At 53.5% G+C, this 12,532-nt stretch carries 12 protein-coding genes; all 12 read right to left on the bottom strand.

The genetic code is table 11. The annotated features are described in order from the left end of the window. Positions 1-3: 3 nt before the first annotated feature. The 12 genes from tssD (Q4E93_RS01875) to Q4E93_RS01820 all read right to left on the bottom strand — a co-directional run bounded on the left by tssD (Q4E93_RS01875) (position 4) and on the right by Q4E93_RS01820 (position 12,379). Positions 4-393: a type VI secretion system tube protein TssD gene (tssD, locus tag Q4E93_RS01875; RefSeq protein WP_303582387.1), complete on the bottom strand. Its 390-nt coding sequence runs from the start codon at positions 391-393 to the stop codon at positions 4-6. A gap of 51 nt (positions 394-444) precedes the next feature. Next, positions 445-837: a type VI secretion system tube protein TssD gene (gene tssD, locus Q4E93_RS01870; RefSeq protein WP_303582386.1), complete on the bottom strand. Its 393-nt coding sequence runs from the start codon at positions 835-837 to the stop codon at positions 445-447. 396 nt (positions 838-1,233) lie between these two features. Then, complete coding sequence (locus tag Q4E93_RS01865) at positions 1,234-2,616, bottom strand: DUF5458 family protein (protein WP_303582385.1); 1,383 nt, start codon at positions 2,614-2,616, stop codon at positions 1,234-1,236. A gap of 27 nt (positions 2,617-2,643) precedes the next feature. Next, positions 2,644-3,096, bottom strand: a complete 453-nt coding sequence (locus Q4E93_RS01860; RefSeq protein ID WP_303582384.1) for a hypothetical protein — start codon at positions 3,094-3,096, stop codon at positions 2,644-2,646. Positions 3,097-3,130: 34 nt separating this feature from the next. Continuing rightward, on the bottom strand, positions 3,131-5,539 hold the full coding sequence (locus tag Q4E93_RS01855; protein WP_303582383.1) for an ATP-dependent Clp protease ATP-binding subunit: 2,409 nt from the start codon (positions 5,537-5,539) through the stop codon (positions 3,131-3,133). 2 nt (positions 5,540-5,541) lie between these two features. Continuing rightward, entirely contained in the window at positions 5,542-6,570 is a 1,029-nt protein-coding gene (locus Q4E93_RS01850; protein ID WP_303582382.1) for a PKD domain-containing protein, read from the bottom strand. Between the two features lie 20 nt (positions 6,571-6,590). Continuing rightward, a complete protein-coding gene (tssO, locus tag Q4E93_RS01845) occupies positions 6,591-7,121 on the bottom strand; it encodes a type VI secretion system TssO (RefSeq protein ID WP_303582381.1) in 531 nt (176 codons plus the stop codon). Between the two features lie 15 nt (positions 7,122-7,136). Continuing rightward, a complete protein-coding gene (locus Q4E93_RS01840; RefSeq protein WP_303582380.1) occupies positions 7,137-8,321 on the bottom strand; it encodes a hypothetical protein in 1,185 nt (394 codons plus the stop codon). A 32-nt stretch (positions 8,322-8,353) separates the two neighbouring features. Then, positions 8,354-9,229: a TssN family type VI secretion system protein gene (locus Q4E93_RS01835; protein ID WP_303582379.1), complete on the bottom strand. Its 876-nt coding sequence runs from the start codon at positions 9,227-9,229 to the stop codon at positions 8,354-8,356. 11 nt (positions 9,230-9,240) lie between these two features. Beyond that, on the bottom strand, positions 9,241-10,182 hold the full coding sequence (locus Q4E93_RS01830; RefSeq protein ID WP_303582378.1) for a type VI secretion system baseplate subunit TssG: 942 nt from the start codon (positions 10,180-10,182) through the stop codon (positions 9,241-9,243). Between the two features lie 4 nt (positions 10,183-10,186). Next, positions 10,187-11,932, bottom strand: coding sequence for a hypothetical protein (locus tag Q4E93_RS01825; protein WP_303582377.1), 1,746 nt, complete (start codon positions 11,930-11,932; stop codon positions 10,187-10,189). A gap of 12 nt (positions 11,933-11,944) precedes the next feature. Next, positions 11,945-12,379 (bottom strand): GPW/gp25 family protein, encoded by a 435-nt coding sequence (locus Q4E93_RS01820; protein WP_303582376.1) that lies wholly within the window; start codon positions 12,377-12,379, stop codon positions 11,945-11,947. Positions 12,380-12,532 lie beyond the last annotated feature (153 nt).

Raw genomic sequence — 12,532 nt, 5'->3', positions numbered from 1 at the left:
GAACTATTCCGGCCAGTTGTTTTTAAAATTCGATCCATTCAGTCGCAATTCTTTTGCACTCAACACCAATCCGATCTGCATGGGGAATTCACCGTCATGCTGATAGACCTCGTTGTAATCCACGCAATGTGCGTCCGAAAATTCCAGTGTCTTCAATTTGCTCATGGTGTCCCGGCGGTAGAATGTGATCGTACCGCTCTTCTTCTGTGTAGGACTGATCATCCAGTCGAAGAGGTCTACCTTTCCGGTGCTTTCAATGGTGAGGTTGACTGTGCCTCCCTGTGGGACGGAAGAAGGTCTTCCGGTGGTATCCGTCACCTGGGAGAAGCGAAAGCCACAATAGAGGATATTGGAATCTTCTCCGTCTATCGTTAGTTTAGCCAGGAATGACATGCAAGATAATTTAAGGTGGGCCGCCAGTCGACGACCCACCTGGTTAACTTTTTACATTTTTACCCATTCGTTGGTGTGTGTGCCGCTGCCTACGGCTATTTCTCTCGCACTGAGCGTAAAGGACTCCGTTACGGGATTATCCCCCGAGGCTTCGAAGTTCTCCTTATAGTCTACGAGGTAAGCCTCCTTGAAATTAAGCTCCTTCATGGTGGCGTCGGAATCCCGCTTTACGAATGTGACGGTCCCATCCTTCCTTTCGAAGTTGTTGCACATCCACTCGAAAAAAGTAGTGTCGCCCGTGGATTCCACCGTCATAGTGATCTTGCCGCCTCTTGTAATGGAGGATGGACGGCCCGTGGCGTCTGTTTCCTGTTTCAACGCATAGTTCAAGTTCAGCACGTTGACTTCTTTGCCGCCTACTTTAAGTTTTGCCTTGAATGACATGACATTTTAATTTTTAAAGATTAAAAAATGGTATAAAGACCAATAAATAAAAAAAACTGATGAATAGACATGGAGAGTCCAGTACACCTTTTGGGCATATTACACACTCATGCAGCTACGAAATCAGTAGTCCGGCCTGTAATGGTCGAATACTAAGGGGAAAATTGCTACGAGTCGGGGGCAATAAAAAAAACTACAAATGGGGAGTATATTCTATAAAGACGGATAAGGCATTCAAAGGTTGGATCGTAGTATTGAGATTATTTCAGGTAGTGATACAATATTATTGAAATTATTTTTTAACAACGCCAAATAGGGTGCCAAATTATCCACATTACGAAGAAACGTACACCTCTTATTATATACTATCGTTCCTGCACATATTATTATATAGTGTTATTCCTGTTCGTATTCAGAAGCCCATTCTGTTTTTTCCGCGTCTTCCCCTTTTTGTCCTTCGAGCTTTATCAGGAAAGTCTTTGCGGGGAAGTACGGTTTCAGGTGAATGTCCAGATGGATCCTGTCTTTTTGCAGCGGGTCCTGTTCAAAACGCCGGATCGTGAAATTCTCTATTAGCTTACCCGGTCCCGTTATTCCATCCAGGAATCGTACGATCTGCCCCATCAGTTCCTTACGGGTGCTGGCATTGAAGTTCTCGAAAGCGCGCCTGTTGAGGAAGTCCATCATTACTTTGGTGACATAGTCGAATACGCGGACGACGGAATATGTTTGCAAACCGAGGTTATCTCCATTGAAGAGCGTCTTGGCAGAGAAGGCCATCACTTTGCCGTATTCCTTCACCATCGGCACGAGGCCTAGTTTTTCCAGGCCAGCGATCTCGCTTTTTTTCAGGTCGAAGCGAACCCCATCTACTTCATTCAGTCCACCGAATTTTTTTCCGGCCGTCACCTGGGACATCAGTGTCTGATAGATACGACCTCCCAATGCGGCGGCGGGCGGCACATACAGATGATCCTCTTCGTCGATGTCATCCAGCTTACCGCGGCCAACCAGCCAGTTGCAGGTCATGATGACATTGGATCTCCACGGATCCCCTCCTGTGAGGTTAGCGGCCTCGAATAGTTCCATGACATCATCCGGTGAGTCGAGGTGTTCGAAGTCCGTGATCAGCATCACCTTATTCTCATAAGCGATCTTCGCCCATTTTTCCAGCACCTTATTGGATCCGAGGTAGCCCGGGAGGATGAGCAGGCTGTAGTTGTTGCGCAGGTCGAGGCGGTCGTAGTTGTTGATCAGCTCTACGCGGATGGCATCGATAAAGCGGGTGTTGTCGAGGTCTTTCAGCTGATCGGGCTCTGCATTAATGACAGATACGTTTTTGATCTTCAGGCTTTCTGTATTCTTGAAGAAGAGTGCGACGGACCGGTAGGACCTTTCCAGCTCTTCCGTTTCTTTCACGGCTGCTTTCAGGTTGGCAGTAAGCGTTTGTTCCGCGGAAACTGCCTTCTCGTTACAGGCGGCTACCATTTCCACGATGTCGCCGGAGTCCTGCAGGATCTCTGTCCACCATTGGAGGATCTTCTTCAGCTCTGCCCGCTCCTCTTTTTTAGCCGGCTCTTCCAGGAAAATTTTACGGCGCGCCTTACGGGAAGGATTGAGGTTCTGGACTGCGTCGATGGCCGACTCCAGCAGGTCGAATCCGCCGAATTTCGCCAGGCCGTTCAGCTGGGACTCCAGCGCTTCAGCGGCTGCAGCCGTATCGATGATCTTATATTTCGTATCAGCCTGATCGGCTGTTTTGATTTGTTCAACTGACATGATCTGGTATTTAAATGTTTAAAATAATTAAGAGGCAGTATCCAGCTCGCGGATCAGGGCCTGTAATGCCTGGATGAGGTGCTCTTTTGTCTCTGCATGGGCAATGGCCTGTTTCAGGAGCTTGTTGGTCTTCAGCTGCCGGATGATCTTGTGATACTGCTGCTGCTTCATATTCAGCTCTTTCAGGTAGGGGCTTTGCACGGTGATGCCCCTGGTACCGAAATCTTCCAATCCCCGGAATTGTAAGGTTTCGCGGCGGATGGTGCCTTCCTCCGTACCGAACTCCATGTCCACTTTGGGGGCGAAGTGCTCAAAGACGGATGCGATATCGGTGAGGCCCTGCACAATGTCCGGCTTGACAGGCGGATCTTTCGTCAGCTGCTCTGCGATGAGAACGCGGTTCTGCGGAATATCGGCAAAGGCTTCGAATGCGTCTGTTTTGACTTCGGTGCCGCCAATTCCATAAGGTTCAATAGCCATAATCTGAGTTTTAAGTTTTTAAGAAAAGGTTTTATTATTCGGACTTGTCCGCGCACCAGATCAATCGGCTGCCAGCGCCCAGGCCAAGGGTAATTTTACTTCCGGGTGTAAGCGCTCCGCTGACGATCATCCGGGACAGGGGTCTTCTCAGCTGGCCTCGTATGATGCCGGCCAATGGTCTTGCTCCGTAGTCCGGAGAGAATCCCAGCGCGGCGAGATGTTTCAAGGCTGCGGGGGTGATGTCCAATTCGATGTTCTGTCCTTTCAGCAGCTGATGCAATCCTTTCAGCTGTATCCGGAAGATATCTTCCACCATGCCGGTGTCGATGGGGCTGAAAGGAACGATCTCCGTCAGGCGACCCAGAAATTCGGGACGGAAATGCGCTGCCATCTTATCGAGCAGGTGGGCATGCGAAGGCGCAGTCCCTTGCGCGAATGCTTCCGCCACGTATTTGCTGGCGATGTTGGACGTGAAGATGATCAGGGCATTGGAAAAATCTCCTTGTCGTCCCAGCTTGTCATGCAGTCTGCCTTCGTCCATGATCTGCAGGAAAATATCGAACACGGAGGCATGGGCTTTCTCGATCTCGTCGAAAAGGACAACGGCGTAAGGCTGCTGCCTGATCTTATTCACCAGCAGGCCGCCTTCTTCATATCCTACGTATCCGGGAGGGGCGCCATACAGCAATGCGGCGGCATGTTCTTCTTTGAATTCCGACATGTCGAAGCGGATGATATATCGTTCGTCCTGGAACAGCAGCTCTGCCAGCGCCCGGGCCAGCTCCGTCTTGCCGGTGCCGGTGGGACCCAGGAAAAAGAATGATCCGATGGGCTGGCCGGGCTTGCTCAATCCGGACCGGGATTCCAGAATGGCTTCGCTGATGGTGTGGATGGCATGGGACTGTCCTACGACCCTTTGTCTCAGGAGGCCAGGCATATCGAGCAGCCGCTCTCTTTCCGCCGACTGCAGCTTACCCACGGGGATGCCCGTCTTGTCCGCCACGATGGAAGTGATGTCCTGCTGCTGCAGGCTGGTCCGGGTCAGTGGGAGGATCGCTTTCAGGCGTTGGTAGATGACTGTCAGATCCTGGGGGTCATCTCCGGGCGCGGCGGCAGACCAAATGATGGGGCCGACCGTTTGTCTCAATTGTTCGAGGTGCCATTGCTCATCTTCTGTTGCTATCAGGGCTTCCAGCTTTTTTATCTTGTCCGCTCCCGTGTCGATGGCCAGCCGCAGGCTGGCCATGCTGCGGTCTACCAGGTCGATGGCCGCATCTGGCAGTTTCCTGTCCTTGATATATCGCTTAGCCAGCCGTACGGATTCTTTTATTGTCTCGTCTTCGGCCTGTATGCGGTGGTGGGCTTCATAGCGCGGCAGTACCTGCTTTATCATCCGGAAGGCGGTGGCGGCATCGGGTTCGGCAACGGAGAGCACTTCAAATCGCCGGGCGAAGGCCTCGTCCTTTTCGATGTGTCGCCTGTACTCTTCCAGCGTGGTGGCGCCGATGACCGTGATCGCTCCCCGGGCAAGCTCAGGTTTCAAAAGATTGGCGGCTCCGGCTGCGGCCCCTTGTTTATCCAGCAGGGCATGGATCTCGTCTATGAACAGGATGGCTTTATCGAAAGTTTGGATCTCCTGCAGGATTGACTTTAGTCTCTCCTCTACCTCCCCTTTATAGGAGGCGCCGGCGACCAGTGCGCCGTTGTCCAGCTGGAAGATCTTCGCGTTGCGTAAGAAATCCGGTACTTGTCCGTTGTGGATGGCCTGGGCGAAGCCGTCCACGAGGGCAGACTTGCCTACGCCCGGCTCACCGATGATCAGCACGTTAGGTTTGCTCCGGCGGCTGATGATCTCCGCCATCATGCGGATCTCCTGCTGTCTGCCTGCAATGGGGTCCATACCGTCCTGCGCGGCCTGCAGCGTCTTATCACGGCAGAATTTCAGGAGGGCCTGGATCCTGGTGTTGGCGGCGGATGGGATGTTCAGCTGGCGAAGCGTGTTATTGTCCTGATCTATTTGCAGTAATGCCTCCCTTTGGAGGGGAAATGTTTTCAGCTGCTCGAAGCTGAAGCCGACGCCGGGCGTACTGAGCGCAATCAACACATGCAAGGGTGTTACCTCCTCGTCATTCAGCTGCAGCCGGACATTGTCCGCCTCTTCCAGGATGGCGGCAATATCATCGTTTCCGGCGGGCGCTTCCTTCGGTGCGGGTGATTTACGATAAGATTCCATTCTCACGTCCGCCCATTCTTCGATGTAGTAGACGTCATAGTCGTGCTGCCACAGTTGCTGCCCGGTCTCCAGGTCCTTGTGCAGGAGGGCTTTCAGGAGATGAGGTGCGCCAAAGGCGGCATGCATATGTTCCCTGGCCAGCGACTGGGCGATCTTCAGCGCTTTTTGCGTTCCGGCGTTCAGCTGTATGTCCAATGTTGCTGTAGGCATGATCAGAAAATTTTATTAAAGAGCCCTTCTTTCTCTTTCAGGTTCACAAAAAGGGCGATGATACAATTGGTCTTTTCATTCTTCACCAGCTGGATGGTCAGTTTTTTTATTTTCTTTTCACTTTTCAACGAGCTGAACTTGTTGCACAGCTCTGTAAAAGGCATCATCTGGCCGTTGAGATTGGCCTGCACGTTGAGGTTGCCGCAGAAATAGGGTGAAAAGTGGTCTGCGGTCTTTTGTTTGTTGGCTACCGCCCGCAGCAGTACCTCGAACCCGGCGTCGCTGATCTCAGGGGCTTTCACCACCGGCGGCTCTTCCTTCTTCACCGAATCCTGCTGAGCCTGTGCCGGGCCGGCAGCGGGGCGGTTTTGCATGACGATGATGGGCCTGTCATTAGCCCGGTCTTTCCGCCGTGGCGCCGGCGCGGGGTTGACGTAAATCTTGCCGATGCCCATCTGCCGCTCGTCATTATTGATCACTACCGTCACTGTCTTCAGGCCCGGCGTGGTATAGGTGTATTTCGGATCTTTCGCCGTAGCGTCCACGGTGGCTGTCTCACCAAAACGCCATTCCCATTGTCTCGCCCCACCCGTGGTGTCGGAGAACTGAACGGGCTTGCCCACTTCGGCAGATTGGGGGCAGATGAAGGTGGCTGCCATCCGGGGATTTTCCACATGGGGTGCGGGAATGATGACGATCCGTACATATTCCGTGCATTCGTCATTCACCGTCAATGAAGCCGTATACTCGCCGGGTTCGTCATAGGAGTGGACTGCTGAAGTGATCTTCGTGTCATTCCCCTGGTTGTCGCCGAAGTTCCACCGAAGGGTATTGAAAGAGGCGATATTGCTTTCAAAACGCACCACTTCCCCCGTGTAATAACGATTGGCACGGGCGGTAATGGTGAAGGGAGAGCAGGAAGTGTGGTTGGTGAATCGCCAGGCCATGATCAGCAGGCTCAACACTGCCGGTATGATCATGGTGAGGATGGCCCTGTCATCCACCCGCGAATTTAAAATATGCCTGTTCATACTGTTGACATTTCATTGATTCAGAAAGAAGCCCCCTGTGTGCTGACGCTGCTGCGGCGCAGCACATCCAGGTCACGCCTTGTATTGTCGAGGTCACGCTGCGCCTGCTCGTATTTCGACTTGTACTCTTCCAGTTGCCGGGGAAGATCACCGATGCTCACCACTTTATTGGTGGCTTCCTGGTAACGCAAGAATACGTCCAGCACGTTCTTATTGAGCCGGCTGTACATGCTGCTGTCCTTGTATTGCAATTGTGCCAGCTCGCGGATCTTCGCGGCTATCTGCTGGTTGAGGTAGACATTGTTGCTCCCGGGCCGGCTGAGGGAGTCGATCAATGCCTTTGCATCGTCCATGCTCCGGACGAATTTCTCCTGTGAAAGGGCTTGCGTCTTATAGCTGCTGATCTGCTCCCGCATGATGGCATTGTCCCTGGAAGGGATGCGGGTGTCGAAATAGATTGCGCTGACCACCAGCAGGGTGGAGAGCAGGAAGAAGCCCAGGAATTTCCAGAAGGCGGTGTCTCTCTCTTTTGCGTTGACGATGTGTGCCATATATTATGATTTAGATTATTCTGCCAGGAAGCTTTTGCGACGGGCGGCGGGCAGCTCTTCCGCCGGCACCACCAGATGTTCTTTCACGAAAATGCCTGCCTCTCTCTTCCTGCCGATGTATTCCAGCGAAGCCAGGGCATGGAAAAGCCGCAGCGCCAGCCGGGTAAATTGTTCCGTCTGGCTCACCGCCTCCCGGGCATTCATGTGATCATAGCGGAAATTGCAGAGGCCGGTGAGGCCTGTCTCCCACTCCACTTGTGTGATCCCGCACCATTCGGCGAAATAATTCATCAGCTCGTCCTTTGCCGGACCCGTATAGATGTCCAGCCTGTTCTTCATCAGCCTGGCCAGGCCTGCAGCGCCAGTCACCATGCGGATGGGTGGCTGCAGCTTATTTTCCAGCAGGGTCTGCTGATATTCACCACAGAGATATACGCTCATGGCATTGCAGAGCTCCCCGATGATGGAGGAGAGGTCGTTCTGTTGGTTTTTCTGCACGATCTTCTGCTGGATCCTCAGCACATAGGATTCCATGCTGCCGAAGAACTGTTCGAGACCCGCGTGAAATTCAGCCAGTGCGCCGTGGGCGCCGGCATTGGTGCAAGGGGGGATATATTCTTCATCCGGCAGCACTTTCCCTTCGCTGATCCTGATCTTACCCAACGGCAGATGGAAAGCGCCGGGGCCTCCCGACCTTTTATCCCGGACATCCACCAGCTGCAGGCTATAGGCCGGCACCGTGAAGGGTGGGCGCAGCTGCGTCTCTTCCACATCGGGCTGTCCGACAGGCACCCTGTTGAAGGGATTGACGGCCAGCATGACATAATATTCGGCATCGCTGGCGGCCAGCTGCGCATAAGGCACCTGCAGACCGGGCAATGAAGACATCAGTCCATCCTGCTCCGTCAGCGAACCTTCCCGGATATGGATCAGGTGGCCGCCGCGGGTGATGGCATGGCAGGCCAGCAGTCTTATCGTCACCTGCTGCTGATTGTCCGTCGTCATGACAATGTGTTTCTTTGCATCATAAGACGGATGGGACAGGAAGAGTCCATAGTTGTATTCATTAAGCAGAGCGCTGCTATGCATGGCCTGTTGCCAGCCATATGCCTGCTGGTCACTCCGGAAATGATCCTTGTTGATCTTCATGCCGTCGGCCCAGTTGACGGGCAGGTAAGTTTCTTGTGGCGATTGTATCATAAAGATTTATCAGGCGATTTATCAGGTGATGTTCACGATACCCGGTTGCAAATGATGACGTCGTTCTCCCGGATATGGTTGATGAATATGGTTTTTTCCGTGTCGATATAACGGGTGTTCAGGTGATACCACTTGGGCTTCCTGTAAAAGATCCATCCATGCAGATCACCCTGATGATCGGCATAGCGGATGGTGGCATCGCCATGTCTTTCATTATAGTCGTTGATAAAATAGTAGAACAGCTGGCCAAATTCCATGTCCGCCGGGGCCTTGGCGCGAAAGTTGGTGAAATAGCGGTCGCTCACCTGCTTCTGGAATTCAAAGCTGATGACAAGCAGGTTACGCAGCTGTCTTTCGTCCAGGTCCGGCTCCTTGCTGTGAACGGGATAGCGCCATTCTTTGAAGACCTTCGGAGGAATGGATACGGCCCGCCGGTAAGTCTGGTAGATAAAGTAGGGCAGGATAAAAAATATCGCTGCGGTGGACATGGCGATCTCCGCGCCTTCCCTGTTGACGACCCTGTAGGTCATGATCATTCCCACCGCCCCCAGCAGCATGATCACCAGCAGGTGCAGCAACTCAGGCCAGAAAGCGCCGGGGCCTGTCCATTTCAGCCAGCGACGCATGGTGTACAGGTGCAGTATGCCCGCGCCTGTATAAAGGACCTGGAAAAAGATGAAGTAGTGCAGGTACTGAGAGAACCAGGGCAATCCAATGCCAAAGCCGGCCGCCGCAAAAAAGGCGGCATAGGCCAGCGTATAAAAGATCGTGCGTTTGCTGAAGGCCTTGAAGCCTCCCCGTATCCTGCCGATGAGCATGCCCATGAGCGCGGAAAGGCCGATGGTGCCTACGCCCAGTAGTATCATCCAACGTCCCATTTCAGGGTATAACCATCTTTCTGGTGCCATATATTTTATTTTTACACCGTGAGCAGGGAAGAGTAGCCAAGCAGCGGCTCATTGCCTGGCTCCAATCTCATTCCTGCCGTGGTTCTGTCTATTTCTATTTGTGTCTCCGTACCTGCTTCCGCGGGCACAAAAAATCTATTGAAAGTCTCGATGACGATGTAGCGCCGCCCGCCTGGCAGGAAGGCGCTTATCTTCTCCTGCTGCAAAGGGCCGATGAGATACCTGTAAACAGGATAGCCTTCCATGAACGAGTTACCGCATACCGTATCATTGCCCAGCGATTGTTCCCCCAATCCCCTTTCCAGCCTGCTGTCGATGCGGGTGGGTTCAGGGGGCATCAGTCTGATCTCCGTCTTTTCCCCCAGGAGCAACTGCAGGCACTGTTCCATGAGCGGGAGACATCCCACGATACGATGTGCGTGGGGTATCAGCATAATGAGGCTGCTGGCGGCGGCGTCCTCCAGCTGCGGGGGCAGGTTCCAGAAAGCACGGAAATAGCGGTGCAGCATACCTTTCTCCAATCCCATCAACAGCGCCCTTTCCTCTTCTTCCAATTGCAGGAGCTGGTAAAAGCCCGCATGCTCGAAGGGCTGAAAAAAATTCCTGATCCCTTTTTCCTTCGTCTTGTTCCACCGATGCAGGGCGGCCATTTCCGTTACTCCCATGGCATTGTTGTATTCCGCACCTGTGGGCTGAAAGAAAAGACCTTCGGGCAGCATGTCATAAAACCCCGGCCGCGACAGCTGTATGCGGACCAGTCCATTCAGCCAGTCGTCGTCCTGGAAGCTGGCATTGGTGAGATCGTTGGCGTAGGCTCTTTGAAAGAACTGCCCGGTGGCGACAGAGAGGTCTTCTCTCGGGTAGCCTGCTGCAATAAGATGTGCCAGCAGGGCTTCCGCCTTCAGGTGGCGGGCGTGGGACAAGAGCGCTGCGGGTATTTTTTTGTGTTCCATGGCGTCAGTTGCTGGTTGCATTAAAAAAAACCCTGAACGGCATGAAGGCCATGGACCGTTGGGACAGGCGATGCTGCAGCAGCTGCTGCCAGTGGTCCAATGTCTTATTCTCCTTCATCGTGTCGTATTCATGCTCCTCCAGAGAGATAGATACATCGATAGTCTTGACATACCCTGCGTGGCGTCCCTGTGCGATCATAACGCCTTTCTTCACTTCCACCGACCGGGCTTTGGCGCCAGTCTCCCGGATACAGAACAGGCGGATGTCCTCCGGACTGAGAATCCTGTCCTTCGAGAGGACGGCGGTCTTATAGGCGGGGATGCTTTCATGGGGCAGCAGGCGGTCCCGTCCTCCCTGAGTCCGGGTCATCAAATAAATGCCGCCCTGCCGCAATCCTCCGTTCCTGTAGGCCATCAATGGCGTTCCGTTCCTGATAAGGTTGGCTGTTGCTCCATCCGTCGTCCAGTATTCCACCACCACGTGCCGGTGAGCTGCAGTCTCGCTGCCCATGATCTCCAGGTAAGGGACGGGGTCGGCAGCTACGGCGCTCTCTTCCATTTGCCGGCTGAGCCGGAGGATCGCCTGCTGGACCTGTTTGATCTCACCTGCGATGAATTCCCGGTTGTACATGGCGAAAGCTGCGCTCTCATCCCGCAGCAATTGCAGCAGGTGTTCCGTGACAGCCCTGGCATCCCGTTCGTCAAAACGTCCGGCGCCCCCCTTGCGCAGGAGGACAGAGGGAAAGGGGGTTCCGTCCTGGTCGATCACCTTATGCAGATCGAAGAACTGCTGTCCCTGCCCGCACGGCAGGGGAATGATATTGATCCAGTCCCGGAGGCGATAGGTCAGCTCATGCAGCCGGCGGTTGATCACGGGGAAACAATTCACCTGGCAATGCAGGTCCGGCAGCATGGCCACGTTGATGTTTTCCGGGAATACTATTTTGATCCAGGTGATCTGTTCGCGGAAGGGTATGGACTTTTCGGGGAATACGCCGCTGCCTTGCGGCGCATCCACCAGGTGAATGAAGCGGCTCCGGTAAAATTCTTCAGCCAGGCTCGTTGTTGTCCGGCTGATATGGTGGGGCGCCTGCAGCCATGAGGAGAGCTCATTCTCACCGGTGGCAGGACTGTTGAATCCAGGTGCTGCGTCCAGCTGTTGATCGCCGCACCACCACTTCGCCTGCGGGAGATAATGGTAGAAGGCGGCATTGTCCACCTCGAAATAAAATTGGGCGCCCCCGATGGATTTGCCTGTAAGGCCCAGCCAGAGGACATTGGAGGGCAGGGATGAGGACAGGAGCGCGCCTGTTTCTTTTACTGCGGGACTGGGATAGTTTACCAATCTGCCGCCAGTAGCCAGGTATTTCACTGCTGCATCCGTGATAAAATAATCTCCTGCGGGCGAGAACCAGCTGTCTTCATCCGAAGATGCCTTGGGGGAAAGGAAGAATTGTTCCCTGGATTCCAGCAGCAGGCTGCCTTCCAGGCTTTCCGCGTGAAGGATGGCCTGTGCGGGAACGGGCGCAGTGAGCACATCGGGCGCCATCAGCTGCACCATTTTCTGCAATACCCGTTCGCGGCTCATCCCGATCTCATTGGACATCCTTTCCAGCTCAGCGGCATACACATCCATCAGTAAGGCCAGCAACGGATCGAAATCGGATGCAGCGATCTTATCCGTGTAGCCCCATGCAGCCGATGCGGCCTTCAGCATCCTATCCCTGATGTGTGCCCTTGACTCTGTCATATGATGGTGTCGTTAATTGTAGGAAAGCGGACTGATAAAGAAATGATCCTTATAAACGACCGGCTCGTTGGTTCCTTTCATGATCCCAGCAACGGTGATGTCCAGCCTGTTCTTGATGCGCCGGTGCATGCCGGCGGCAGCAATCTCTTCCTGGTGGAGCTGCAGGTCCGCCCGCACCTGCTCCAGCCTGGGTTCGTGACTTTTGATGGCGTCCTCCAAAGCCTTCACCAGTCCGTCTTTCAGACGACTGCGGCTGGAAAGATTATCAAAGTCCGCGTCCCAGAGGCCGCAGCCGAATGCTTCGTTGCTTGCTAATTCACCCAGTGAAGTGGTGAGAATGAGGTGGATATGATGCGCGATGGATTGCCTGATCTGGCAAAGCTGTAGCGTACCGCGTTGCGGAACGAGATCCAGCTGCAATGGAAGTGAAAGAAACCCGGATGGCATGACCCTGTATTTAAAGATGGAGGAAAAGTTGGAAGCCAGGGTCAAAAGAGATTGTCTTGACGAGCTTGCCGATTCATGTGTGCAAATGCCTGAATGAAAATAGAAACAAAAACAATGCCAGACAAAAAAAATTATGCACGTGACATTCGTGTT

The organism is Flavitalea plasmicola, assembly GCF_030546645.1.
Lineage (GTDB): Bacteria > Bacteroidota > Bacteroidia > Chitinophagales > Chitinophagaceae > Puia.
This window is presented reverse-complemented; position numbering and strand designations above follow the sequence as displayed.

Coding starts and splice junctions, on each gene's coding strand:
- tssD (WP_303582387.1), bottom strand. CDS start 393: ATGTCATTCCTGGCTAAACTAACGATAGACGGAGAAGATTCCAATATC.
- tssD (WP_303582386.1), bottom strand. CDS start 837: ATGTCATTCAAGGCAAAACTTAAAGTAGGCGGCAAAGAAGTCAACGTG.
- Q4E93_RS01865 (WP_303582385.1), bottom strand. CDS start 2,616: ATGTCAGTTGAACAAATCAAAACAGCCGATCAGGCTGATACGAAATAT.
- Q4E93_RS01860 (WP_303582384.1), bottom strand. CDS start 3,096: ATGGCTATTGAACCTTATGGAATTGGCGGCACCGAAGTCAAAACAGAC.
- Q4E93_RS01855 (WP_303582383.1), bottom strand. CDS start 5,539: ATGCCTACAGCAACATTGGACATACAGCTGAACGCCGGAACGCAAAAA.
- Q4E93_RS01850 (WP_303582382.1), bottom strand. CDS start 6,570: ATGAACAGGCATATTTTAAATTCGCGGGTGGATGACAGGGCCATCCTC.
- tssO (WP_303582381.1), bottom strand. CDS start 7,121: ATGGCACACATCGTCAACGCAAAAGAGAGAGACACCGCCTTCTGGAAA.
- Q4E93_RS01840 (WP_303582380.1), bottom strand. CDS start 8,321: ATGATACAATCGCCACAAGAAACTTACCTGCCCGTCAACTGGGCCGAC.
- Q4E93_RS01835 (WP_303582379.1), bottom strand. CDS start 9,229: ATGGCACCAGAAAGATGGTTATACCCTGAAATGGGACGTTGGATGATA.
- Q4E93_RS01830 (WP_303582378.1), bottom strand. CDS start 10,182: ATGGAACACAAAAAAATACCCGCAGCGCTCTTGTCCCACGCCCGCCAC.
- Q4E93_RS01825 (WP_303582377.1), bottom strand. CDS start 11,932: ATGACAGAGTCAAGGGCACACATCAGGGATAGGATGCTGAAGGCCGCA.
- Q4E93_RS01820 (WP_303582376.1), bottom strand. CDS start 12,379: ATGCCATCCGGGTTTCTTTCACTTCCATTGCAGCTGGATCTCGTTCCG.